Genomic DNA, 24840 nt, shown 5'->3' on the forward strand with positions numbered 1-24840 from the left:
GCCCGCGCCGCCGCACACCTGATGCGAGCCGCGCGCCCCCACGGGGCCGGTCCAGGACCACGAGTCCGGGGCCGGCCCCGCGTCATGTTCCGCGGCAGGCGCCGCATCGTCGCCCGCGTGGCAGCCCCTCAACGCCGCACATAGCGTGTAAAACCGGGACGAGCTGTCGCGGTAAGGAGACCCAGGACATGCCTCGTGGCACCGATGACAGCCCCCCGCCCCCGGGACCGGGTGGCAGCGGACGGCACAGGTCCCACCATGCCCCCGACATGGACGCCCCCAGCCACCGCTGGTGGGTGCTGAGCGTCGTCTCCCTCGCTCAGCTGATGGTCGTACTGGACGCGACCATCGTGAACATCGCTCTCCCGTCGGCTCAGCGCGCTCTCGGCTTCTCCGACGGCAACCGGCAGTGGATCGTGACCGCCTACGCGCTGGCCTTCGGATCGCTGCTGCTGTTCGGCGGCCGGCTGGCCGACCTCATCGGCCGCAAGCGAGCATTTCTGATCGGCCTGATCGGCTTCGCGGTGGCGTCCGCCGTCGGCGGCGGCGCGCCGAGCTTCGAGGTATTGGTGGCAGCCCGCGCCGTACAGGGAATGTTCGGCGCGCTGCTCGCCCCGGCCGCGCTGTCACTGCTGACGACGACGTTCACGCTGCCCAAGGAGCGGGCGAAGGCGTTCGGCATCTACGGTGCGATCGCGGGCGGTGGCGGCGCGGTCGGCCTGCTTCTCGGCGGCCTGCTCACCGAGTACCTCGACTGGCGCTGGTGTCTGTACGTCAATCTGCTCTTCGCGGCCATCGCCTTCTTCGGCGGCCTGCGGTTGCTGAGCCCGGAATCAACGGTCAACCGGCCGAATCTGGACATCCCCGGTACGGTCCTCGTGTCCGGCGGCCTGTTCTGCATCGTCTACGGCTTCTCCGACGCCCAGCGGCACGGCTGGAGCGCGCCCAGCACCTGGGGCTTCCTGGTCGCCGGGGGCGTACTGCTCATCGTCTTCGTGTGGTGGCAGCGGCGCGCGCCCAACCCCCTGCTGCCGCTGCGCGTGCTGGCCGACCGTGATCGCGGGGCGTCATACCTTGCGCTTTTCATCTCGGGCGCCGGCATCTTCGGTGTGTTTCTCTTCTTGACCTTCTATCTTCAGCGCACACTGTCCTACTCACCGGTGACGACCGGCCTCGCCTTCCTGCCGATGGTGGCGGTCATCATGGCCGGCTCGGTGGTCACCACCAATTCGCTCGTGCCCCGCGTCGGCGCGAAGCCGATCGTGCCGACCGGCATGCTGCTGTCCGCCGGCGCCATGGCCTGGCTGACCACACTGGACCGCACCAGCACCTACGCCGCCCACGTCCTGCCGCCCACCCTCGTTCTCGGCCTGGGCCTGGGCATGATCTTCGCCACCGGCCTGAACCTCGCCACGGCGGGCGTCACCGAGCGGGACGCGGGCGTGGCCTCGGCCATGGTGAACACCTCGCAGCAGGTCGGCGGCTCCATCGGCACCTCGCTGCTCAACACCCTCGCCACCAGCGCCGCGACGCACTTCGTGGTCGGCAAGCGGCCTTCCCCGACACTCGCCGACCGGGCCCAGCTGCACAGCTTCATGGTCGCGTACTGGTGGTCCGCCGGTTTCTTCGCCGTCGGCTTCGTCGTCACCCTGCTGCTCTACCGTCGCGGCGTGCCGAGAAGCCTGCTCGGCGACCCGAACGCGAACGCTCCGACCGCCCCCGCGCCTCCGTGAAACAGGCGCCATCCACATCGCGGAACGGCGGATGTGAAGTTGGCGGATACAGCTAACGTTTTTGCATGACAGTCAACGGGACACAGGCGGGTGTCATGGAAGGCGCGCCGCACGAGGTCGCCGCCCTGGACGCGGTCAGTGTGCGGCGCTACACCACCGGCCAGGTCATCCTCGACGACATCGACTGGACGGTGCGTTCCGGCGAGCACTGGGCGCTGCTCGGCGCGAACGGCGCTGGCAAGACCACCTTGCTCAAGCTCATCGGTGCGCTGATGCACCCGACCACCGGAACGGTGGAGGTGCTCGGCCACCGTCTCGGCCGTGTCGACATGCGCGAGTTGCGCGCCCATATCGGCCTGGTCTCCTCCGCCCAGAAGGTCCCGCAGGACGCCACCGCACATACGGTCGTACTGACCGGGCACACCGGCACTGTTCAGCCGTTGTGGAGAAAATATGACTCCGAGGTACGGGAACGGGCGCACGCACTGCTCGCGGAACTGGAGATCAAGGAACTCGCCGAGCGTCCCTACGGTGTCTGCTCCGGCGGCCAGCGCGCCCGCGTCCTGGTGGCGCGGGCACTGATGGCCGACCCTTCGCTCCTGCTGCTCGACGAGCCCTTCAACGCCCTCGACCTGCCGTCACGTGAAGATCTGATCGACGCCATGCACCGCCTGGCGCTCACCCGTACGGAGCTGGCGACCATCACCGTCACCCACCACCTGGAAGAGCTGTCACCCGCGATCGGCCACGTCATGCTTCTCAAGGAGGGCAGAGTGCTCACCTCGGGTCCGGTGGCGGACGTCCTCACCGGCGTTCGTATGACGGAATGCTTCGGGCGGCCGATCGAGGTCAGCCGGCACGAAGGACGCTGGCTGGCCCGTTCCGGCCGCCGCTGACGCCTGCGGATCCCCGGCCCGGCGTGTCCCGGCGAGCGCTCACCGCATCCAGGGCAGGTCCGCGTCCTCCGGCTGGTGCAGACCCTCCGCGATGATCCGGGAGATCTCGCCGAGTGACGCGGTCTGTTCGGGGGTGAGCCGGTCGAAGATCGCGGTCCGGACCGCGGTGACATGCCCGGGAGCGGTACGCACCAACTCGTCGTAGCCCGCGTCGGTCAGTACGCACACCTGTCCGCGGCGGTCGGACGGGCAGTTCTCCCGGCGCAGCCAGCCGTTGCCCTCGAGGCGCGCGACGGCGTGCGACAGGCGGGAGCGGGTGATCTTGGTCTGCTCGGCGAGTTCGGTCATCCGCATCTGCCGGCCGGGGGTCTCCGAAAGTGTGCTGAGCAGCGCGTAGTACATATGAGGGATGCTCGCGTCGCGCTGCAGCTGACGGTCGAGGTGGTCGCCCAGCAGCGTCGTGGCGTGCAGAAAGGCTCGCCAGGTCGCCCGCTCGTCTTCGGTCAGCCATCTCATGGCGTTCATGGTACGTGCACTCCTTGAAGGTTCAATAAAACGCGGTCACATAATGTGATGTGCTTCACACCTGATTGGCGAAATATCCGGGGATAACTTCCCCGTTTGATCTCAAGTGAGCAAGTGGGGAGTTGCTGTCCGCTTCGGTACCCGCTACCGCTCCCGTACCGACCGCGAAAGGAGCCCGACGTGACATCCGACGCCGACACCGTCGTCAGGCCTCGCACGGTACGGCTGCGCGCGGACGCCACCCGCAACCGCGAGCGGATCGTCAGCGCCGCCCGTGAGGCGATCGTCGAGTTCGGCCCCGACGTGGCGCTGGACGAGGTGGCCCGCCGGGCCCGTCTCGGCAACGCGACGATCTACCGCCACTTCGCCGACCGCACCGAACTGATCCGCCAGGTCACCCTCTCCGTGATGGCCCGTGCCGCCCAGTGCGCGGAGGACGCCCTCGTGGAGGAAGCCGACGCCTTCTCGGCGCTGTGCAGATTCGTCTTCGAAGCGGCGGAGGAGCGGATCGGCGCCCTGTGCCCCATGCTCTCCGAGGCCTTCGACCGCCGGGATCCGGAGGTCGCGGCGGCGGTCGGGCGCCTGGACCGCTCGGTCACCGCGGTCATGGAACGGGCCCGGAACGCGGGTCAGTTGCGCGGCGACGTGGCCGTCGGTGATCTGATGGTCGCACTGACGCAGCTCACCCGGCCGCTGCCGGGCACCGGTTGCCTCGGCTTCGACCGCTTCGCCCAGCGGCACCTTCAACTCTTCCTCGACGGGCTGCGCGCTCCGGCGCGCTCGGAGCTCGTGGGGACCTCGGCGACCCTGGAGGAGCTGCAAAGCTGCCATAAATAGTTCGCAAGTCACACGAGTCGGGTTATAGCGTTAGCGGGTTCGTCGCATGTGCCGGGCTGGTGAAGCCGGTGGAGTCCACCGACCGGGGGAGTCACCAGGCCCGACCGAGGACACCGGAGTCCTTACCGCCCCAGCCCCCAGCCGTAACCCGAAGCGGTAATGATCGACCCAGAATCACGGTGTTCCACCGGGATTCGCCGAGCTCCACCGAGAACGACCGACGTCAACGAAGACCGCTCGTCCCTCCCGAAGGCCTGACGCCTGGTCCAGGACACCGATCCAGGACCGCGGTCACGGCCGGGACCGCTGACAAACGTCCCCACGTCCTGTCACTCCGCAACTTCTTTAGTGAGACCAGCCATGCCTGAAACGCTCCAGCCCGATCCAAAGCGCTGGACGGCGCTCATATTCATCGCGCTCGCCCAGCTGATGGTCGTACTCGACGCCACCGTGGTGAACATCGCACTGCCGTCCGCCCAGGCCGACCTCGGCATCTCCGACGGCAACCGCCAGTGGGTCGTCACTGCCTACACCCTGACCTTCGGCGGCCTCCTGCTCTTCGGCGGCCGAGTCTCCGACCTGTGGGGACGCAAGAACACCTTCATCGTCGGCCTGCTCGGCTTCGCCGCGGCCTCCGCCCTGGGCGGCGCCGCCGTCAACACGGCCATGCTGCTCGGCGCCCGCGCCCTGCAGGGCCTGTTCGGCGCGCTGCTCGCGCCCGCCGCGCTGTCGCTGATCGCCGTGATGTTCACCGACGCCAAGGAGCGCGCCAAGGCGTTCGGTGTCTACGGTGCCATCGCCGGCGCCGGCGCGGCCGTCGGCCTCATCCTCGGCGGTGTCCTCACCCAGTACCTGAACTGGCGCTGGGCGCTGTTCGTGAACATCGCCTTCGCGATCGCCGCCGTCATCGGCGCGGTCAAGTTCGTCAACGAACCCGCCCAGGGCCGTAACCACAGCCGCCTCGACATCCCCGGCGTCGTACTCGCCAGCGGCGGTCTCGTCTCCCTCGTCTACGGCTTCAGCCGCGCCGAGTCCGACGGCTGGGCGTCCACCTGGACGATCAGCCTGTTGATCGCCTCCGTCGTCCTGCTCGCGGCCTTCGCGCTGGTCGAGAGCAAGGTCAAGGCACCGCTGCTGCCGCTGCGCGTCATCACGGACCGCAACCGAGGCGGCGTCTACCTCTCGCTGGGCCTGGCCATCATCGGCATGTTCGGCCTGTTCCTGTTCCTGACCTATTACCTGCAGACGGTCATGGGCTACTCGGCGCTGAAGTCGGGCGTCGCCTTCCTGCCGATGGTCGGCGGCATGATCGTCGGCTCCACGCAGATCGGCACCCGTCTCATGCTGCGGGTCCGTCCGCGGCTGCTGATGGCGCCGGGCTTCCTGGTCGCCGCGGTCGGCATGGGCATCCTGGCCCAGATCAAGGTCGACTCCAGCTACGCCGAGGTGCTGCTGCCGGGCCTGATCCTGATGGGTCTCGGTATGGGCACCGCGTTCATGCCCGCGATGAGCCTGTCCACGCACGGGGTGCGTCCCGAGGACGCGGGTGTCGCGTCGGCGATGGTCAACACCTCACAGCAGGTCGGCGGTTCCATCGGTACCGCCCTGCTGAACACCCTCGCGGCCAGCGCCACCGCCTCCTGGATCAAGGACCGCGCCGGCGCCGGCGGGGCGAAGTCGCAGCTCCTGATCAACGAGTCGAACGTGCACGGCTACTCCGTCGCGATCTACTGGGCCACCGGCATCCTGGCGATCGCCGCGCTGCTGGCGTTCTTCCTGGTCAACGCCGAGGTTCAGAACCACGCGGAGCGTGTCGACGGCGACGAGTCCATCGAGGACTTCGCCATACCGGTCATCGCGCACTGACGATCTCCCGGTCGGCCGATACGACGGTATGACCGTATGTGACACAACACGGCAGGCCTCACCCCTCCGGAATCACCTGGAGGAGTGGGGCCTGCCGTTTGTCGTACGATCCGGGCCCGAGGATGACCGGCCCGCGTCGTATGGAGGCGACGGTCGGCGTATATGGGCGCATATAAGAACAAGTGGGCCGTACGACGGACCGATCTACAGCCCTTCCGGCCAGTCGTACGAACTCGGCACTTTCACGCCGTCGCCCGGAGCGCCGTAGACCACGGCTATCTCCTCGTGCGCGGCGAGCTTCAGCGCGGCCGGGTCGCCGGTCTGCTCCTTGCCGTTGACGTACAACCGCAGCTCTTTGCCACCACCGGTCTTCAGCGGGCCGAGGGCGCCCTTGCTGATCGGTACGTTCCACTCGGTCATGAACTCGCCGAGTGTGAAGTCGGCCTGCACCGGCGACTCGATGTGCACGACGCCCGATGTGTCATGGGTGTGCAGCGGGCTGATCTGCTGCTTGACGAGGTCGATGCCGATCTCGGCCGGCACCGTCACGGCCCTGCCGTCCACGAACACGTCCAGGTGGCTGTGGATGTGCAGCACCTGTCCCTCCTGGCCCAGCATCGGCAGCCCGGCCGCCTTCACCCGGGCGGACGCGTCCGCGGGCGCCGGCCAGGAGAGGGAGGCGGGAGAGGTGGCGGACTTGCCGGCGGCGGTGGGCGTGGCGGCCGGGCCGGTGGCGTCCTTGCCACCCGAACCTGAGCCGCATGCGGCCAGGGCAAGGGCTCCGGACAGGACGGCCGCACCGATTGCGATGCGTCGCTTCTGCATGGGCGCGAGGAGCATGAGGTGGGATTCTCCCTGTTCAGCCGAACTGGATGGAACGTTTCGCCAGGCCCATCCAGAAGCCGTCGATGATGCTGCGCTGACTGCCGAGTTCGGACTCGGCGGCGCCGAGCGTAACGAACAGGGGCGCGAAGTGCTCGGTGCGCGGGTGGGCCAGCCGCCCGGCGGGCGCGGTGTGCTCGAAGTCCAGCAGAGCGTCGATGTCCTGGGCGTCCAGAGCCCGGTTCCCCCAGTCGTCGAACTCCGCCGACCAGCTCGGCGGGCGGTTGCCGGCATGCCGCAGAGCGGCCAGGTTGTGGGTGAAGAATCCGCTGCCGACGATCAGCACCCCTTCATCGCGCAGCGGCGCCAGCCGCCGCCCGACCTCCAGCAGCTTCTCCGGTCTCAAGGTGGGCATCGACAGCTGCAGCACCGGGATGTCAGCGCCGGGGAACATCTCCACCAGCGGCACATACGCCCCGTGGTCCCACCCGCGGTCGGGTACGTCCTGTACGGGATGCCCGGCGCTGCGCAGAAGCTTGCGGACGTCCTCGGCGAGCGCCGGAGCGCAGGGCGCCGGGTAGGTCACCTGGTAGTAGTGCTCGGGGAAGCCCCAGAAGTCGTACACGAGGGGGACGGTCGCCGTCGCTCCGATCGCCAGTGGAGCTTCCTCCCAGTGCGCCGACACCATCAGGATCGCCCTGGGCCGGGGCAGATCGGCCGCCCAGGCGGCCAGCTCGCCCGGCCACACCGGATCATCGGCGAGCGGGGGCGCGCCGTGCGAGAGATAGAGCGCGGGCATGCGCTCGGGAGCTGCGGTGGTCATCGCGCCCTCCTTGAAGTTTCAAACGTACGGTAGGACCGTAGCGTCGATTGCTTGAACCTTCAAGCAAGACTGTCTTCCGTCTCCGCACCCACCTCCGCGGCTCCGCGCTCGCGCGCGCTTCTCACCCCAGTCGCTTCTCGAACCACGCCACATCGTGATAGATCCCGAACTTCCGCCCGACCTCCTCGAACACGCCCACCTGCCGGAATCCGAAACGGCGATGAATACGCACGGACGCCTCATTGGGAAGGGTGACCCCCGCATACGCGCGATGCACGTCCTCACCTGCGAGCGCTTCGAAAAGCTGCTTGTAGAGGAATGTGCCGACCCCGCCGCCCGTTGCGTCAGGCGAGAGATACACGCTCGTCTCCACTGAAGTGGCGTACGCCGCCCGCGGCCGGAACGGGCTGCTCGTGGCATAGCCGAGCATCCGCCCCGAAGGGCCGGGGGCCCGGGCAACCAAAAGACGGTGAGGGCCGTCTTCCGGGTGGGAGAGCAACCAAGGGCGTCGCGCGTCAGGGGCCATCGGGGTGACGTCGAAGGTGACGGCCGTCTCACGGACGTAGTGGTTGTAGATATTGGTGAGCTCGGTCAGATCATCCTCTTTGCCAGGGCTGACCTGCACATTCACGCGATCCGACATCATATGACCTCTCTATGTGGCCGGACAGGGTACTGCATGATCATAAAAAATAGGTCACGACATGGGAATTGTGTCCGGATTCCAGTCGTTATCCAGATCGGACGGGGCAACCGCAAGGCATGAGCCGCACAGGTGGAAGCCCGAGCAGCGGCCCTGTCCCACCGAGACCGACCGCACCTTCGTAAGGGAGCTCGCATGGCAACCCGTGCCGTCGCCCGTCGTAACGCAGGCGGGACCAGCAGCGTTCGCGCCGCAGGCGGGGAAGTCGCCGACCGCGACCTCGTCGGCATGTACCTGGACGAGATCGCGCGCACCCCGCTGCTCGACGCCGCCAGGGAGGTCGAGCTGTCCCGGGACATCGAAGCGGGCGTCTACGCCGAACGCATACTCGCAAGCGACACCGACCTTCCCGCGAAAGCGGGCGGCGACGCCGAGCGCGAGGAACTCCAGGCGCTTGTCGACGCGGGAGAACGGGCCAAGGATGTCTTCATCCGGTCCAATCTCCGCCTCGTCGTGGCCGTCGCCCGCCGCTACCCGCGCAGCGGCCTTCCCCTGCTCGACCTGATCCAGGAGGGCAACGCGGGCCTGGTCCGCGCCGTGGAGAAGTTCGACTACGCCAAGGGATTCAAGTTCTCCACCTACGCGACCTGGTGGATCCGCCAGGCCATCACCCGGTCCATCGCCGATCAGTCGCGCACCATCCGGCTGCCCGTCCACCTCGTCGAGGAGCTCGGCCGCATCCGGCGGGTGCAGCGCGAATTCAACCGCGAGAACGGCCGTGACGCCGAGCCCGCCGAGGTCGCAGCCGAACTCGGCTCCACCCCGGAGCGTGTGATCGACGTCCTCGACTGGGCCCGTGACCCCGTGTCCCTGAACATGTCCGTGGACGCCGAGGGCGAGACCGAATTCGGCGACCTCGTGGAAGACGGCGCCGCGCCGTCCCCGGAGGACTCCGTCCTGGTCATGCTGCGCCGTGAGGAACTCGACGGCCTCATCGACCGGCTCGACGACCGCACCGCCTCCATCATCCGTGCCCGTTACGGCATCGTGGACGGGCGTGAACGCACTCTCACCGAGGTCGGCAAGGAACACGGCCTCACGCGTGAACGGATCCGCCAGATCGAGAAGCACGCCCTCGCCGACCTCAAGCGCATGGCGCGAGCGACCGGCCTGGACTACGAAGCGGCCTGACCCGCACCCCCAACCGGCGGCCTCCCCACCGGGAAGCCGCCCCCACAGACCCGGACCCCGGTGCATCCCCCCCCCGCGCCGGGGTCCGGCTTGTGTCCTGTACGCGGACTCCCAGCGGGATGAGACCCTGCCTCCTATGCCCATCAGCGACGACTCCGCCGACAGCGGTGCGGACCCCACCGGCCAGCACGCGCAGGAGCCGCACCACAACGGCCTGGGCACCCGGCTGAACTGGCTGCGGGCCGGCGTCCTCGGCGCCAACGACGGCGTCGTCTCGACCGCCGGCCTCGTCGTCGGCGTCGCAGGCGCCACCGACTCGCGCTCGGTCCTTCTCACAGCCGGGCTCGCCGGACTGCTGGCTGGCTCCTTGTCCATGGCGGCCGGCGAGTACGTCTCCGTCAGCACCCAGCGAGACTCGGAACAAGCCGCCCTCGCCCTGGAACGCGACGAACTCGCCACCACCCCGCAGGCCGAACTCGATGAGCTGGCCGGTCTCCTCCAGAACCAGGGCATCAGCCAAGAACTCGCCCGCGAAGTCGCCGAACAGCTCACCGCCCGTGACGCCCTCGCCGCCCACGCCCGCGTCGAACTCGGTATCGACCCCTACGAACTCGCCAACCCGTGGCACGCCGCCTGGGCCAGCTTCATCTCCTTCACCGCGGGCGCGCTACTGCCCCTGCTGGCCATCGTGCTGCCGCCGCACGCATGGCGACTGCCGGTCACCGTCGTCTCCGTACTGGTAGCGCTCACCGGCTGCGGCTGGGGAAGCGCCCGCCTGGGTGGCGCGCCCGCCCGCCCGGCCATCATTCGCAACGCGGCCGGCGGCGCCATCGCCATGGCGGTGACGTACGCCGTCGGTGCCCTCCTCGGCGCCAGCGGCGTCTGACTCCGCTCTCCCGGGTCGGGATGGTCACTCCGTGGCGCGCACCTGCAGAGCCACGCTGGTCGCCACGGTCACGGCACACACAAGCCCCGCCCACAGCACCGCATGCGAACCGGTGAACGCGCACAACCCCACTGCCAACGCCGCCACCGGCAACGTCAGCTGCTGCGCCGGACCGCGCTTGTAATGCCGCGAATGCAGCAGCCAGACCGTGAAGAGAAACACGCCCGTCGGAACCGTCACCCAGGCGGCCGCGGCTCGCGTCGACAAGTCAGCGGTACCGACCGCCTGGTCGACTGTGATCTCCAGTCCGGCCCCGATGACGGCTGCCGTCCCGAGCACGGCGAAGTGACCGTAGCCCCACAAGAACGCCTGCCTGTTCGAGGCCAGATGGTCATGGATGGGCACCGCGAAGTAGATCCACCAGGCCGCGAATACGATCAACAATCCACCGATCGCGATGGGAATGAGCGCCGACAAGGTCTGGTGCTCATCGACGGCGGACTGAATGGCCACAGTCGCCGCCGACACCGACTCACCCAGCACGATGATCGTGAACAGCCCGTACCGTTCGGCGATGTGGTGCGGATGCCATGCCGTGGGCGCCGTCCGTTCCGCCAGCGGAGGCACCGACATCTCGGCGACAGCGAGAAGCGCGAACGCCCACACCGGCGGAGCGCCGTGCGGGAGGAGCAACGCCATCCACCCGACCTGGCAGACAGTCACCCCCGCCGCGTACCGCAACGCCGTCGCCCGCACCGCGCCCTGCTCGGTACGGGCCGCCCGCAGCCACTGCGTCACCAGCGCCAGCCGCATCACCGCGTAGCCGATGGCCGTCAACTGGAAGTCGCCGTCGTCGAACGCCCGCGGTACGCCAGCCGCGAGCACCAGCACTCCCACGATCTGCACCAGGGTCGTCACGCGGTACGCCACATCGTCGGTGTCGTACGCCGAGGCGAACCAGGAGAAATTCATCCAGGCCCACCAGATGGCGAAGAAGACAAGCAGGTAGCCGAGCACACCATGTCCCGCGCGCCCGTCTGTCACCGCGTGGACCAGCCGTCCACCTGCCTGTGCCACCGCGACCACGAAGCACAGGTCGAAGAACAACTCCAGCGGCGTGGACGCCCGATGCTCCTCGGTCCGACTGCGCGCCGTCATCCGCTGCAGCGCGCCACCGGTCCGGGACACGGGATTCGTCGCGGACGCCGAATCGCCCGACAAGGTGGGATCACTCATGCAGCACACCATGCGGCAGAGTCGGCGCCGCGCGCACCCCAACGCGCGAATCGGCGGCGTCTCAGGCGCCCCGGACCTGCCCGGATGCCTGGCCGAGCGTGCCCTTGGTCAAGAAGACCTCGACGCGTTCCAGATAGGGCCTGATGTCGATACCCTGTGCGGCCAGCCAGGCGTCCGAGTAGTACTTCTCGACGTAGCGCTCGCCCGGATCGCACAACAGGCCCACCACGCTCCCGCGTTCACCGCGGTCGACCATCTCGGAGATGATCCGGAACGCCGCCCACAGACCCGTCCCGGTGGAGGCGCCCGCCCGGCGCCCCAGGAGATCTTCCAGCGCGCGGACGCACGCGATCGAGGCCGCGTCCGGGACCCGCATCATCCGGTCGACGGCTCCCGGCACGAAGCTCGGCTCCACCCGCTGCCGGCCGATGCCCTCGATCCTCGATCCGGTGTCCGTTGTCGCCCCCGGGTCGCTGTCCCGCCACCCCGGGAAGAAGGCCGAATTCTCCGGATCGGCGACGCAGATCCCCGTTGTCGCCTGCGCGTACCGAACGTAGCGGGCCAGGGTCGCGGAAGTGCCCCCCGTCCCCGCTGTCGCGACGATCCATGACGGAACCGGGTACCGTTCTGCGGACATCTGGCGGAAGATCGACTCCGCGATGTTGTTGTTGCCCCGCCAGTCCGTCGCCCGCTCCGCGTACGTGAACTGGTCCATGTAGTGGCCGCCCGTCTCCCGGGCCAGCCTGGCGGCGGTCTCGTACACCTGCCGCGCGTCGTCCACCAGATGGCAGCGGCCGCCCTGGAACTCGATCAGCTCCACCTTGGTGTGCACCGTCCCACGTGCCATCACGGCCACAAAGGGGACACCGATCAGCCGGGCGAAGTACGCCTCCGAAACGGCCGTAGACCCGCTGGACGCCTCGATCACCGGGCGGCCCGGGCGGATCCAACCGTTGCACAGGGCGTACAGGAACAAAGACCGGGCCAAGCGGTGCTTGAGCGAGCCCGTCGGATGCGTCGACTCGTCCTTCAGATAGAGGTCGACGCCCCAGCCCGCCGGGAGCGGAACTGACAGCAAATGGGTATCGGCCGACCTGTTCGCGTCGGCATGGACCTTCCCCACAGCCTCGCTCAACCAGCGACGGTACGCGGGGTCGCTTCGGTCGATGTCCAGTTCCTGAGCGGCTCCTGGCGGGGTGCTGGGGGGCGGGGTCAGCTCGGGTGTCCTCATGGGACGATGTATATCCGGCCGATTGCCTCAAACGGACACTTGGGGTATCTCCGTACACCTGCTTGGGCAGGGACGGACCTCCGGGCAAGCCGGGACCACCGTAGGCTGGAGACATGAGAGCTGCCCCCGACTCCGAGTTCCCACCTGTTACCGGGCCCGGAGAAGGCACGCCGCCCGGAGAGGGCGCACCGGGAGGTGCAGTGCCGTTGGCCGCCGCAGCCGCTTCCCCTTCCGGAGCCGCCGGCTCCGGGCAACTGATCTTCGACGACCCGCTCGACCGCCCCGCTCCCGACGACACGGACGGCGGCTGGGGCGATTCTTTCTCCGGCGGCGCGGAAGACGACTTCGCACGCTTCCTCAACGAGAAGCCGCCCCACCATCTCTGAAGCCGCTCGGCCTCCTGCCGGGTCCGGGACGTCGTGCCCGTGGTGTTGCCGGTCACCGACACGTCGAATACCCAGTGGGGCCCTTCGTACCGGATGCGCCGGAGAGGGGATTTCCTGTCCCGTTGGTCACGGGGTTCGTCAGACCGGTGGACACAGCGTCGACGGGCTCCGCGATCTCCGGTATACCGCTCGCCCGGTGGCTGGGCGAACGAGTGCCGGGTCTCGCTGTCCGGGGCAGCAGGCGTTCGGGGCCACCGAGTGCCTTCCGCCAGCAGGTCATTCAGCACAATGTCACCGCCAAGGGTGACGACGTGGCAGCCCCGGAGAGAGCGGCCGCGGTAGAGCGCCGCACGGCGAGGACAATGAGCGCCCCACCCGGCCCCGTGCCATCCGGTGCCCCAGCGGTGGTCGTCGCCTTGTCGGCGATGTCCGGCACCGCGACCACAGTGACGCGAGCTGCCACGACTCGGGCGCCGGCCAGGACATCCACTCGGTCGCCAGGATGCAGAAGCGCTGCTACGGCGGCATCGGCGATCCGCACCGGGGCACGTACGAGAGCTTCGTGAGGCGCCGGGTGGGACAGCGCTGGCGTCGGCCTGGGTGCGGCCGGCAATGGCCGCGGTGCGGCGCCGTGGGCTCCGGATGCGGCGAGCGCGGCCGCGGTCACGACGAGGCAAACGGCGAGAGGTTTGCGCCTGCGCCGTACCGCTCGGCGCAGCAGGCGTCTGCCACCGCCGCCCGCATGGATGGGCGGGAAAACGGGCACCGCACATCTGGGCGGTGTGTAGGGCTCCGGTACTCCGGGCGCACCGGATGCGGCGGCGGCCTCCGGCGAGGGCGCCATTACTGGGAGGGCAGACCGAACGGGAGTCGAAAACACGATGAAGCACCGCCTGAGGTGGAGGGGAGTCGGACCGCTGATCGGTCGACGCACCCACCATCGCGCATTCCGCTGAGGTCGCGCGGAAGCCCTGTGGATAACCAGGCAGTTGTGGAAAACCCGCCCACTCCTACGAGTGGGCGGGCGGTTGGTTATCGGCTTCCAGGGGAATGCGAAGCGGTCCTGCCGGATCCAAGGGCACAAACCGGAGCGCCGCTAGGGCAGCGCGATGCCCGGCTCCTGGCCGCCCAGCGGATTCATGCAGAGACAATCCCGCTCACGGTTGTCCGGCAGCGCGCGGACGACGTCGAAAAGGACATCGCGCATCCTGCCCACATTCGCCGCGAAGACTTCCAGGACCTCCTCGTGGGAGACGCCTTCGCCGGTGTCCGCGCCCGCGTCCAGATCCGTGACCAGCGCCAGCGATGTGTAGCAGAGCCCCAATTCGCGGGCGAGGACGGCCTCGGGGTGACCGGTCATCCCCACGACCGACCACCCCTGGGCCGCGTGCCACAGCGACTCGGCCCGTGTGGAGAAGCGCGGGCCTTCGACCACGACGAGTGTGCCGCCGTCCACGGCTTCCCAGTCGTCGGCTCGTGCCGTGGCGACGGCTGCATGGCGCCCCACAGGGCAGTACGGGTCGGCGAACGTCACATGGACGACATTCGGCACTTGACCATCGGAGCGCGCCTCGCCGTCGAAGTACGACTGGGCGCGCGATTTCGTGCGGTCCACCAGCTGGTCCGGTACGAGCAGGGTGCCGGGCCCGTGCTCCGCCCGCAGGCCGCCGACGGCACAGGGGCCGAGCACCTGTCGGGCGCCGACAGAGGCAAGTGCCCACAGATTGGCCCGGTAATTGATCTTGTGAGGCGGCAAGTGGTGTTTGCGCCCGTGGCGTGGCAGGAAGGCCACCTGGCGCCCGGAGACCTCACCGATGAAGAGCGAGTCGCTGGGCGCGCCATATGGGGTATCGACCGTGACTTCCATCACATCATCGAGAAAAGAATAGAACCCAGACCCGCCGATGACACCGATCTCGGCCCGCGTCTGCGTCCCACCATTGCTCTGCGCCATGACGGCCACCTTAACGGGGAGACGGAACGACTACGAACCCCCACCGTGGACACGGCGGAGGTTCGTAAGTGCTTCGGCTCCCCGGGCGAGTAGCGAAGCGGGGTTTCAGGCCGCCGATGTGCTGCTTGACGACGGGGAGGCCGCGGACGACCCGGAACCGCTCGACGGCGAACCGGTCGACGAGGAGCCGCCCGACGACGAACTGCCGCTGTCGGAGGACTTGCTCTCCGAGGCGGCGCTGCTCTTGACCGCGGGCGCGGTGCTCGTGGATGAACCGCGGCTGTCGGTCCGGTAGAAACCCGATCCCTTGAAGACCACGCCCACCGCAGAGAAGACCTTGCGCAGGCGACCGGCGCAGTTGGGGCACTCGGTCAGTGCGTCATCAGTGAACTTCTGCACCGCCTCGAGGGCCTCGCCGCACTCGGTGCACTGGTACTGGTACGTCGGCACTTGCTCCTCCTGGCACTCTCACTCATTGAGTGCTAACGACGCTCAATAGTGCAGTATTTCCGGCCGTCAGTCCACCACGACCTGCGAACGGTGACTCCTCACACCATCGGCGGCCCGAGGTGAAGGTCCCGCGGGTGTCAGTCGGTGCGAGCGTGTCGGCCCTCCGGCTCCGCCAGCCACCCGGCGAGCTTGCCGCCACGCCCGACCGCCCGCAGCCGGGCCTCGGCCGCGTCACGTACAGGGTCCGTTGTTACGACGAGCAGTTCGTCGCCATGGCGAAGGACCGTCGTCGGCAGCGGTACGAAACTGGTGCCGCCGCGGACCACCAGGGTGACACCGGCCCCCGAGGGAAGCCGCAATTCGTTGACCTCCACCCCGTGCATACGCGAGCCCTTCGGGATGGCCACCGAGAGCAGGTGGCCTTGCAGGCGTTCCAGGGGTGCCGACTCGATGCCGAGGTCGTCCGCGTCCGTTTCGTCGCCGTCGGCCAGTTTGAGCGACCTCGCCACCCACGGCAGCGTCGGCCCCTGCACCAGGGTGTAGATGATCACCAGTACGAAGACAATATTGAAGATGCGCTTACTGTCGGGGACTCCCGCCACCACGGGAATCGTCGCGAGCACGATCGGCACTGCGCCCCGCAGTCCCGCCCAGGACAGCAGGGCCTGCTCCCGCCAGGGCACACGGAACGGCACCAGGCTCGCCACCACTGATGCCGGCCGTGCGACCAGGGTGAGGAAAAGTCCGATGATGATGGCGGGAAGGATGTCGTCACCCAGTTCATGCGGTGTGACCAGCAGACCCAGTAGTACGAACAGACCGATCTGCGCGATCCACCCGAGTCCCTCGGCGAAGCCCCGCGTGGCCGGTCGGTGCGGGAGTTTGGCATTGCCCAGCACCAGGGACGCGATGTAAACGGCCAGGAAGCCTGAGCCGTGCACCATGGCGCCCGCCGCGTAGGCGGCGACGGCGATGGCCATGACGGCGATCGGATAGAGGCCCGAGGCGGGCAGCGCGACACGCTTGAGCCCATAGGCGCCGATCCAGCCGACGGCGATGCCGATGGCCGCCCCGATGGCCAGCTCCAGCGCGATCTCACCGAGCAGCGTGTACCAGTGCTCGACCGGCCTGGCGGTCGAGAACGCGGCCACCAAGATCACCACGGGAGCGTCGTTGAATCCCGATTCGGCCTCCAGTACGCCGGTCACCCGCTTGGGCAGCGAAACGTTTCGCAGCACGGAGAACACGGCGGCCGCGTCCGTGGACGACACCACCGCGCCGATGATCAGCGCCTGCCGCCACCCGAGCCCCACCAGGTAGTGCCCGGCGCCGGCGGTGATGAAGACGCTCATCAGCAGCCCGAAGGTGGACAGCACCGAGGCGGCCGGCAGCACGGGCTTGATCTCGTGCCACTTCGTCCCGAGTCCGCCCTCGGCGAGGATCACCACGAGGGCGGCATAGCCGAGCACCTGGGTGAGCTGCACGTCGTCGAAGGTGAAGCCGAAGAGGCCGTCCTGCCCGATCGCGACGCCGATGCCGAGGTAGATGAGCAGGGTCGGCAGGCCGCTGCGCGAGGCGAGGCGCACGGCCACCACCGCGACCAGGAGCACCGCGGCGCCGATCAAGAGGATCTCGTTGAGGTGGTGGACAGTCAGGGGCCTGATCCTTTCAACTTCGTTGCCTTACCTAACATTTTACTTGCCCTTGACTATTCCTCGTCCACCGGCCCGTCACCCACATGCCGCGTCCTGGAGTCTCAGGTCGTGCGCCTATGGTTGCCCTTGCACAACGAGCATTGATCACCGTTCCGCCCTGCCCCCTCGAAGGACAGCGATGCCCGCACGGAAGAAATCCCGCCGCGTACGCCTCATCGTGATCGCGATCGCGTTGCTGCTGGTGGCGGGTATCGGATACGGGTCGTACTGGAGCGTCAGCACCGTACGGGCCTCCTTCCCGCAGACCACGGGTTCGCTGCAGCTCAAGGGCCTGTCGGCGCCGGTCGACGTCAAGCGCGACGCCAATGGCATCCCGCAGATCTACGCCGACACCTCTGAGGACCTCTTCCGGGCCCAGGGCTATGTGCAGGCCCAGGACCGCTTCTACGAGATGGATGTCCGCCGCCACCTCACCTCCGGCCGGCTGTCGGAGATGTTCGGCAAGAGCCAGGTCGAGACCGACGCCTTCCTGCGTACCCTCAACTGGCAGGGCGTCGCGCAGCAAGAGTGGGACAAGACCCTTGACTCCACCACCAAGGCGTACCTGCAGGCATACACCGACGGTGTCAACGAGTACCTGAAGGACCACAGCGGCGCGGCGATCTCGCTGGAGTACGCCGCGCTGTCGCTCAGCAACAACTACAAGCCGCAGCCGTGGTCCCCGATCGACTCGGTCGCCTGGCTCAAGGCGATGGCCTGGGATCTGCGCGGCAACATGCAGGACGAGATCGACCGCGCCCTGATGACCAGCCGCCTCAGCCAGGCGCAGATCAAGCAGCTGTACCCGGCGTATCCCTATGACCGTAATCTTCCGATCGTCGACGCGGGTTCGGTCGATCCGACCACCGGAGATTACAAACCCGCGGCTCCCGGTCAACCGCAGGACCTGAACAGCACGGTGGACTCCCAGCTTGCCGGGATCAGTCAGATCATCGACCAGATGCCGACGCTGCTCGGGCCGAGCGGCAGCGGTATCGGCTCCAACTCGTGGGTGGTGTCCGGGGCGTACACGACGACGGGCAAGCCGCTGCTCGCCAACGACCCGCACTTGGCCCCGCAGGTGCCGTCCGTCTGGTACCAGATGGGATTGCACTGCCGTACGGTCAGTGCGGCCTGCCCCTTCGACGTCGCCGGCTACACCTTCTCCGGCATGCCGGGTGTCGTTATCGGACACAACCAGAACATCGCCTGGGGCATGACAAATCTCGGCGCCGACGTCACCGACCTGTACCTGGAGAAGGTCACCGCCAACACGTATTTGTACGACGGCAAGCAGGTGCCCTTCACGACGCGCAAGGAGACGATCAAGGTCGCGGGCGGGAGTGATCGTACGATCACCGTCCGAGAGACCAAGGACGACGGTCCGATCATCTCCGACCGCAGCGACGAACTCAGCAAGGTCGGGCAAACAGCGCCGGTCAATGATCCGCCGGGCGGGGTGAACAGCGGCTACGCGGTCGCCCTGAAGTGGACGGCGCTCACTCCTTCGAAGACGATGGAGGCCGTCTTCGAACTGGACAAGGCAACGAACTTCAAGTCCTTCCAAGCGGCTGCCCAGGACTTCGCCGTACCGTCGCAGAACCTGATCTACGCCGACACCAAGGGAAACATCGGCTACCAGGCCCCCGGCCAGATCCCCATCCGGCAGAAGGGCGACGACGGTACATACCCCGAGCCCGGCTGGGACTCGCACTACACGTGGACCGGCGACTACATCCCGCAGCAGTCGATGCCGTGGGAGCTCAACCCGAAGCGCGGCTACATCGTCACCGCCAACCAGGCCGTCATCGACCAGAAGAAGTATCCCTATCTTCTGACCGAGGACTGGGACTACGGCACCCGCAGCCAGCGGATCAACAACTTGATCGAGTCCAAGATCAAGGAGGGCGGGAAGATCTCCATGGACGACATGCAGTCGATGCAGAACGACGACAGCAGCGAGATCGCCCGGACCCTCGTCCCATACCTTCAGAACATCGACATAAAGAATGACAAGGGCGGTTACGTCCGTCAGGCACAACAACTGCTCGACGGATGGGACTACAACCAGGACTCCGACTCGGCGGCAGCCGCGTACTTCAACGCGGTGTGGCGCAATGTCCTCAAGTTGGCGTTCGGCAACAAGCTGCCCAAGGAGCTCCGTCCCAAAGGCCAGTGCCTGAGGGTGCTGCCCGTCGGGCAGACCGGCCCGATCGACAATCTGGACGGCAAGAGTCCCACCGTCGAGGAGTGCGGAGAGCGCGATCCCGCCGAAGCGCAGCCGGACGGCGGTGATCGGTGGTTCGAGGTGGTCAGCGACATCCTCAAGGACCCCAAGAGCCCTTGGTGGACGATGTCGACGACGGCCTTCTTCAGCTCCGACCCCGACCCTTCCCACCACAGCAGCCGCGATCAGCTTCTCGCGCAGGCCATGAAGGACGCCCGCTACGAGCTGACCGCCAAGCTCGGCAAGGACATAGACACCTGGAGTTGGGGGCGGCTCCACAAACTGGAGCTGAAGAACCAGACCCTCGGCACCGATGGCCCCGGCGTCGTCAAGTGGGTGTTCAACCGCGGCCCCTGGCAGCTCGGCGGCGGTGAGGCGGCCGTCGACGCCACTGGTTGGAACGCCGCCGGCGGGTACGACGTCGACTGGGTGCCGTCGATGCGGATGATCGTCAACCTCCAGGACTTCGACAAGTCCCGATGGATCAATCTCACCGGCGCCTCAGGACACGCCTACGACGCCCACTACACGGACCAGACCGACAAATGGGCCGCCGGGGAACTGCTGCCCTGGTACTTCTCCGAGGGCGCGGTCGACAAGGCGGCGAAGGCGAAGATGGTGCTCACCCGTTAGACCGCCGGCGGTCAGGGCGTATCAGGTCGTGCGCCCTGGTACCGGGCCGCGGTCACCTGATGAAGTGCTGTACGCCATTCGGAGTCATCGCGGCATCCACGAGGTGGTCGTGCGGTTCCTTCGGGACCGTTTCGACCACCTCGTGTGCGTACAGGACCACGACGAGTGCCGGGTGCGTCCCGGTCGCCGCGAGGCGTGCGAGGACGCGGTCGTACGAGCCTCCGCCGCGACCCAGCCGTACGCCCTGCCGGTCCACGGCGAGGCCGGGCAGCAGGACGGCCTGTGCTTCGGCCACGGCGAGCGGACCGAGATGGGCCCCGGCGGGTTCCAGCAGGCCCCGTGGGGTGGCTTCCAGGGCCGCCCGGCCGTCGTATTCGGCCCAGTCCAGGTCGTTGTCCGGCAGCAGGACGGGCAGCAGCACCCGGGTGCCGGATTCCCGCAGGGCGTCGATCATCGGGTGGGTATCGGGCTCGGTGCCTGTCGACACATAGGCGGCCACCGTGGTGGCAGCGGCCAGTGACGGCAGCTCACGTACGCTCGTCGCCAGCGCCGCGCCCGCCGCCCGGAGTTCATCGGAGGTCAGGCCGCGCCGCGTCCGCAGCAGACGCGCCCGCAGTTCGGCCTTAGCCGCGCGGATCTTGCTCAAACTATCCACAAACGCCACCTGTCAACCGCAATCAGCCGATTCTTCATCTTCCGCACATTCGGGCCCGCTATGGTGCACGGCATGACACACACGCACACCGGGATCACCAAGGCTGTCATTCCTGCGGCGGGTCTGGGGACCCGGTTCTTGCCGGCGACGAAGGCGACGCCGAAGGAGATGCTGCCGGTGGTGGACAAGCCGGCCATCCAGTATGTGGTGGAGGAGGCGGTAGCGGCAGGACTGTCGGACGTTCTGATGATCACCGGGCGGAACAAGCGGCCGCTGGAGGACCATTTCGACCGCAACTACGAGCTGGAGGAGGCGCTGACCCGCAAGGGTGACGCCTCGCGACTGGCACGGGTGCGGGAGTCGAGTGACCTGGCGACGATGCACTACGTGCGGCAGGGGTCGCCGAAGGGTCTGGGGCACGCGGTGCTGTGTGCCGCGCCGCATGTCGGGGATCAGCCGTTCGCGGTGCTTTTGGGTGATGACCTGATCGATCCGCGCGATCCACTGCTGGCGCGTATGACGGCGGTACAGGAGCAGTACGGGGGCAGTGTGATCGCCTTGATGGAAGTGGGCCGCGAGCAGATTCACCTCTACGGGTCGGCGGCCATAATGCCTACGGATGAGGACGATGTGGTAAAGGTGACGGGTCTGGTGGAGAAGCCCGATCCGGCTTCGGCGCCGTCGTCGTTCGCGGTGATCGGCAGGTATGTGCTGGACCCGGGTGTCTTCGAGGTGCTGCGGAAGACCGGGCCGGGCCGGGGCGGGGAGATCCAGCTGACCGACGCGCTGCGCGTGCTGGCCGAGCGGGACGACGAGGGTGGACCGGTGCACGGGGTGGTGTTCACCGGCCGCCGCTACGACACCGGCGACCGGGGCGACTATCTGCGGGCGATCGTCCGCCTGGCGTGCGAGCGTGAGGACCTGGGCCCGGACTTCCGTACCTGGCTGCGCGACTACGTCACCGAGGAGATGCACGAGTGAGTCACGGAGCCGACCGTCTGTGGTCTGTCACCGAACATCTGGAAAGCATCCTGGGCAGGCTCGCTCCGCTGGACCCGATCGAGTTGCAGCTGCTCGACGCCCAGGGATGCGTACTGGTCGAGGACGTGACGGTGCCGGTCGCCCTGCCCCCGTTCGAGAACAGCTCGATGGACGGCTACGCGGTTCGGGTCGCCGACACCCGGGTCGCGACGGCCGAACACCCCGCCGTGCTCAATGTGATCGGCGACGTGGCGGCCGGAGGCGGGAAGCTGCCCACCGTGGGTCCCGGCCAGGCCGCCAGGATCATGACGGGCGCGCCGATCCCGCCCGGCGCCGAGGCCGTCGTTCCCGTCGAGTGGACGGACGGCGGCAGCGGCGGCGGTGCCGCGACCAGGATGACCGCGCACAGCGTCGATCCCTCGGGCGCGGCCGGCGAGGTGCGGGTGCACCGGCCCGCGAAGGACCGGCTGTTCGTCCGAGCCCGGGGAAGCGACGCCGCGGCCGGGGAACTGGCGCTGCCCGCCGGTACGGTGCTCGGGCCGCCGCAGATCGGCCTGCTCGCGGCGATCGGCCGCGGGACGGTCACCGTACGGCCGCGGCCCCGGGTGGTGGTGTTGTCCACAGGCAGTGAACTCGTCCAGCCCGGCGAACCGCTCGCGCCCGGCCGTATCCACGATTCCAACAGCTTCGCTCTCACGGCCGCCGCGCGTGCGGCCGGCGCGATCGCCTATCGGGTCGGCGCGGTCACCGACGAGGCCGAGACGCTGCGGGCCACCATCGAGGACCAGTTGATCCGCGCCGATGTCATCGTCACCAGCGGGGGCGTCAGCGTGGGCGCGTACGACGTCGTCAAGGAGGCGCTGTCGTCGCTCGGCGACTCCTTCGGGGGCGATGCGCGGAGTGCCGGGGGACACGTCGAATTCCGCAAGCTGGCCATGCAGCCCGGTAAGCCGCAGGGCTTCGGCCGGATCGGTCCCGCCCGCACGCCGCTGCTGGCGCTGCCCGGGAATCCGGTGAGCGCGTACGTGTCCTTCGAGTTGTTCGTACGTCCCGTGATCCGCACCCTCATGGGGCTGGACGACGTTCATCGGGAAGTCGTACAGGCGGTGTGTGTCGCGGCGATCGACAGGTCACCCGAAGGAAGACGTCAGTTCCTGCGCGGACATTACGACCGTATGACCGGCACGGTCACTCCTGTGGGTGGGGCCGGCTCTCACCTGGTCAAGGCGCTCGCTTACGCCGACGCGCTGATTGTCGTACCGGAGGCGGTCACTTCGGTTGAGGCCGGCCAGGAAGTCGACGTGGTTCTGCTGGACTAGGCGACGGCGTTTCCGGCCTGCGGGCCCGCGGTCCGAACCCGGGTGGGTGCCGGTACGGTGGCTGCCCTAGAGACCGCACCGGGAGAATGATGAGCAGCGCCCACCAGCACCTCACCCACCTCGACGAGGCGGGCGCGGCCCGCATGGTCGACGTCTCCGCCAAGGACGTGACCGCGCGCACGGCGCGAGCGACCGGGCGCGTCCTCGTCGCCCCGCGTGTCGTCGAACTGCTGCGGAGCGGGGGCGTACCCAAGGGAGACGCCCTCGCGACCGCCCGGATCGCCGGCATCATGGGCGCCAAGCGCACTCCCGACCTGATTCCGCTCTGCCACCCGCTGGCCCTGTCGGGGGTGACCGTCGACCTTGTGGTCGCGGACGACGCGGTCGAGATCACCGCGACGGTGAAGACCACCGACCGTACGGGTGTCGAGATGGAGGCGCTGACCGCTGTCAGCGTCGCCGCGCTGGCTCTGGTGGACATGGTCAAGGCCGTCGACAAGGGCGCTGTCATCACCGACGTGCGCGTCGAGGAGAAGACCGGTGGGAAGTCCGGCGACTGGTACCGGCCGTGACCGGCGCCGCCGCGCCGCGGGCGCTCGCCGTCACCGCTTCCAACCGGGCCGCCGCGGGGGTGTACGAGGACCGCGGTGGGCCGTTGATCGTCGCGGCGCTGGAGGAACTGGGTTTCGCCGTCGACGGCCCCCGGGTCGTGCCCGACGGTGAGCCGGTGGGGCAGGTGCTTCGGGAGGCGGTGGCGGACGACTACCACTTGGTGGTCACCACCGGTGGTACGGGCATCTCGCCGACGGACCGCACGCCGGAGGTCACCCGCGAGGTCCTGGACTACGAGGTTCCCGGCATCGCGGAGGCGATCCGGGCCGCAGGCCGGGAGAAGGTGCCCACCGCGGTGCTGTCCCGTGGCGTAGCAGGGGTCGGTGGACGCACTCTTGTGGTGAACCTTCCCGGTTCCACGGGTGGGGTGAAGGACGGCCTGGCGGTGCTCGCGCCGTTGGTCGTACATGCGGTTGACCAGATTCGGGGCGGCGATCATCCGAACAGCGAACGGGATGACCGTACGGCCGCGGAAGCGGGCGAATCACCCCATGGTGGGCAGCCCGAGGACCGATCGCATGACCGGAAGAATGATCATCCGAGTTCTGTCACTGGGAGACCGAGCTGAACGGGTCCTGGCCGGCTGAGTTGGTGGACGGTGACATCACCCTCCGCCCGATCCGGATGCGTGACCAACGCGCCTGGCGCGAGGTCAACCGCCGCAACCGTGAATGGTTGCGGCCGTGGGAGGCCACCGTGCCACCCGCCCCGCCCGGGCACATCGCGCAACGACCGACATATCGTCAGATGGTCCGCCATCTGCGCAGCGAGGCGCACGCGGGGCGCATGCTGCCGTTCGTCATCGAGTACCAGGGGCGGCTGGCCGGCCAGCTCACCGTGGCGGGGATCACCTGGGGTTCGATGTGCTCGGCGCACATCGGTTACTGGGTCGACGAGGCGGTGGCCGGCCGCGGGGTGATGCCCACCTCGGTGGCGCTCGCCGTCGATCACTGCTTCCGCCGTGTCGGCCTGCACCGGATCGAGGTGTGCATTCGTCCCGAGAACGGACCGAGCCGACGGGTGGCGGAAAAGCTCGGCTTCCGGGAAGAGGGGCTGCGTCCGCGGTATCTCCATATCGACGGAGGATGGCGTGATCATCTTGTCTTCGCGCTGACCGCCGAGGAAGTGCCCGAGGGGTTGCTGCAGCGGTGGCGGCAGGCAAGGCCCGGCGCCTCGCAGAAATAAAACAATTGTTCGATATTAGCGTCAGTCCGAAGAAAATCTCGGCATATGAGCCGGA

General features: G+C 68.2%; 23 protein-coding genes. 13 read left to right on the top strand and 10 right to left on the bottom strand.

Annotated elements, in window-relative coordinates:
* Positions 1–188 precede the first annotated feature (188 nt).
* Positions 189–1733: an MFS transporter gene (locus ACFO3J_RS19740; protein ID WP_386430778.1), complete on the top strand. Its 1545-nt coding sequence runs from the start codon at positions 189–191 to the stop codon at positions 1731–1733.
* 65 nt (positions 1734–1798) lie between these two features.
* A complete protein-coding gene (locus ACFO3J_RS19745) occupies positions 1799–2629 on the top strand; it encodes an ABC transporter ATP-binding protein (RefSeq protein WP_386430779.1) in 831 nt (276 codons plus the stop codon).
* A 39-nt stretch (positions 2630–2668) separates the two neighbouring features.
* Here ACFO3J_RS19745 and ACFO3J_RS19750 read toward each other — a convergent pair whose 3' ends face one another.
* On the bottom strand, positions 2669–3154 hold the full coding sequence (locus ACFO3J_RS19750) for a MarR family winged helix-turn-helix transcriptional regulator (protein ID WP_386430780.1): 486 nt from the start codon (positions 3152–3154) through the stop codon (positions 2669–2671).
* Positions 3155–3334: 180 nt separating this feature from the next.
* Here ACFO3J_RS19750 and ACFO3J_RS19755 point away from each other — a divergent pair, with 180 nt between their 5' ends.
* Together ACFO3J_RS19755 and ACFO3J_RS19760 are read left to right on the top strand one after the other, a co-directional pair.
* A complete protein-coding gene (locus ACFO3J_RS19755; protein ID WP_386430781.1) occupies positions 3335–3991 on the top strand; it encodes a TetR/AcrR family transcriptional regulator in 657 nt (218 codons plus the stop codon).
* Between the two features lie 360 nt (positions 3992–4351).
* Positions 4352–5857 (top strand): MFS transporter, encoded by a 1506-nt coding sequence (locus tag ACFO3J_RS19760; protein WP_386430782.1) that lies wholly within the window; start codon positions 4352–4354, stop codon positions 5855–5857.
* Between the two features lie 204 nt (positions 5858–6061).
* On the opposite strand, the gene ACFO3J_RS19765 is transcribed toward ACFO3J_RS19760, so the two are convergent.
* From ACFO3J_RS19765 to ACFO3J_RS19775, 3 genes are all read right to left on the bottom strand, one after another.
* Complete coding sequence (locus tag ACFO3J_RS19765) at positions 6062–6697, bottom strand: hypothetical protein (RefSeq protein WP_386430783.1); 636 nt, start codon at positions 6695–6697, stop codon at positions 6062–6064.
* 19 nt (positions 6698–6716) lie between these two features.
* Positions 6717–7502, bottom strand: coding sequence for a dioxygenase family protein (locus tag ACFO3J_RS19770; RefSeq protein WP_386430784.1), 786 nt, complete (start codon positions 7500–7502; stop codon positions 6717–6719).
* Between the two features lie 121 nt (positions 7503–7623).
* A complete protein-coding gene (locus ACFO3J_RS19775) occupies positions 7624–8148 on the bottom strand; it encodes a GNAT family N-acetyltransferase (protein ID WP_386430785.1) in 525 nt (174 codons plus the stop codon).
* Between the two features lie 192 nt (positions 8149–8340).
* On the opposite strand from ACFO3J_RS19775, the gene ACFO3J_RS19780 reads away from it, so the two are divergent.
* Positions 8341–9336: a sigma-70 family RNA polymerase sigma factor gene (locus ACFO3J_RS19780; protein ID WP_386430786.1), complete on the top strand. Its 996-nt coding sequence runs from the start codon at positions 8341–8343 to the stop codon at positions 9334–9336.
* Positions 9337–9472: 136 nt separating this feature from the next.
* Entirely contained in the window at positions 9473–10222 is a 750-nt protein-coding gene (locus tag ACFO3J_RS19785; RefSeq protein WP_386430787.1) for a VIT1/CCC1 transporter family protein, read from the top strand.
* Between the two features lie 24 nt (positions 10223–10246).
* On the opposite strand, the gene ACFO3J_RS19790 is transcribed toward ACFO3J_RS19785, so the two are convergent.
* Both ACFO3J_RS19790 and ACFO3J_RS19795 read right to left on the bottom strand, forming a co-directional pair.
* On the bottom strand, positions 10247–11458 hold the full coding sequence (locus ACFO3J_RS19790; protein WP_386430788.1) for a low temperature requirement protein A: 1212 nt from the start codon (positions 11456–11458) through the stop codon (positions 10247–10249).
* Positions 11459–11519: 61 nt separating this feature from the next.
* Positions 11520–12689 carry a PLP-dependent cysteine synthase family protein gene (locus tag ACFO3J_RS19795; protein ID WP_386430789.1) on the bottom strand — a complete coding sequence of 390 codons (1170 nt, stop codon included), beginning with the start codon at positions 12687–12689 and terminating at the stop codon, positions 11520–11522.
* Positions 12690–12895: 206 nt separating this feature from the next.
* Here ACFO3J_RS19795 and ACFO3J_RS19800 point away from each other — a divergent pair, with 206 nt between their 5' ends.
* On the top strand, positions 12896–13075 hold the full coding sequence (locus ACFO3J_RS19800; protein ID WP_386430790.1) for a hypothetical protein: 180 nt from the start codon (positions 12896–12898) through the stop codon (positions 13073–13075).
* A gap of 1096 nt (positions 13076–14171) precedes the next feature.
* Here the strand turns inward: ACFO3J_RS19800 and ACFO3J_RS19805 are convergent.
* The 3 genes from ACFO3J_RS19805 to ACFO3J_RS19815 all read right to left on the bottom strand — a co-directional run bounded on the left by ACFO3J_RS19805 (position 14172) and on the right by ACFO3J_RS19815 (position 17143).
* A complete protein-coding gene (locus ACFO3J_RS19805; protein WP_386430791.1) occupies positions 14172–15029 on the bottom strand; it encodes an S-methyl-5'-thioadenosine phosphorylase in 858 nt (285 codons plus the stop codon).
* Positions 15030–15134: 105 nt separating this feature from the next.
* Complete coding sequence (locus ACFO3J_RS19810; RefSeq protein ID WP_386430792.1) at positions 15135–15479, bottom strand: FmdB family zinc ribbon protein; 345 nt, start codon at positions 15477–15479, stop codon at positions 15135–15137.
* A gap of 137 nt (positions 15480–15616) precedes the next feature.
* Positions 15617–17143: a potassium/proton antiporter gene (locus tag ACFO3J_RS19815; protein WP_386431041.1), complete on the bottom strand. Its 1527-nt coding sequence runs from the start codon at positions 17141–17143 to the stop codon at positions 15617–15619.
* A 169-nt stretch (positions 17144–17312) separates the two neighbouring features.
* Between ACFO3J_RS19815 and ACFO3J_RS19820 the strand changes: the two genes are divergently transcribed.
* On the top strand, positions 17313–20033 hold the full coding sequence (locus ACFO3J_RS19820; protein ID WP_386430793.1) for a penicillin acylase family protein: 2721 nt from the start codon (positions 17313–17315) through the stop codon (positions 20031–20033).
* 52 nt (positions 20034–20085) lie between these two features.
* Here ACFO3J_RS19820 and ACFO3J_RS19825 read toward each other — a convergent pair whose 3' ends face one another.
* On the bottom strand, positions 20086–20679 hold the full coding sequence (locus ACFO3J_RS19825) for a 5-formyltetrahydrofolate cyclo-ligase (protein ID WP_386431043.1): 594 nt from the start codon (positions 20677–20679) through the stop codon (positions 20086–20088).
* Between the two features lie 81 nt (positions 20680–20760).
* On the opposite strand from ACFO3J_RS19825, the gene galU reads away from it, so the two are divergent.
* From galU to ACFO3J_RS19850, 5 genes are all read left to right on the top strand, one after another.
* Complete coding sequence (galU, locus tag ACFO3J_RS19830) at positions 20761–21669, top strand: UTP--glucose-1-phosphate uridylyltransferase GalU (RefSeq protein WP_386430794.1); 909 nt, start codon at positions 20761–20763, stop codon at positions 21667–21669.
* On the top strand, positions 21666–22988 hold the full coding sequence (glp, locus tag ACFO3J_RS19835) for a molybdotransferase-like divisome protein Glp (RefSeq protein WP_386430795.1): 1323 nt from the start codon (positions 21666–21668) through the stop codon (positions 22986–22988). Before galU ends, glp begins: the two co-directional genes overlap by 4 nt.
* Before the next feature lie 89 nt (positions 22989–23077).
* Positions 23078–23560 carry a cyclic pyranopterin monophosphate synthase MoaC gene (moaC, locus tag ACFO3J_RS19840; RefSeq protein ID WP_386430796.1) on the top strand — a complete coding sequence of 161 codons (483 nt, stop codon included), beginning with the start codon at positions 23078–23080 and terminating at the stop codon, positions 23558–23560.
* Positions 23545–24168 (top strand): MogA/MoaB family molybdenum cofactor biosynthesis protein, encoded by a 624-nt coding sequence (locus ACFO3J_RS19845; RefSeq protein ID WP_386431045.1) that lies wholly within the window; start codon positions 23545–23547, stop codon positions 24166–24168. The genes moaC and ACFO3J_RS19845 overlap by 16 nt, the downstream gene beginning before the upstream one ends.
* The gene (locus ACFO3J_RS19850; RefSeq protein WP_386431047.1) at positions 24165–24785 is read left to right on the top strand and encodes a GNAT family N-acetyltransferase; all 621 of its coding nucleotides are present in this window, start codon (positions 24165–24167) and stop codon (positions 24783–24785) included. The genes ACFO3J_RS19845 and ACFO3J_RS19850 overlap by 4 nt, the downstream gene beginning before the upstream one ends.
* The last annotated feature ends 55 nt before the right edge of the window (positions 24786–24840 follow it).

The organism is Streptomyces polygonati (assembly GCF_042650325.1).
Classification (GTDB): domain Bacteria; phylum Actinomycetota; class Actinomycetes; order Streptomycetales; family Streptomycetaceae; genus Actinacidiphila; species Actinacidiphila polygonati.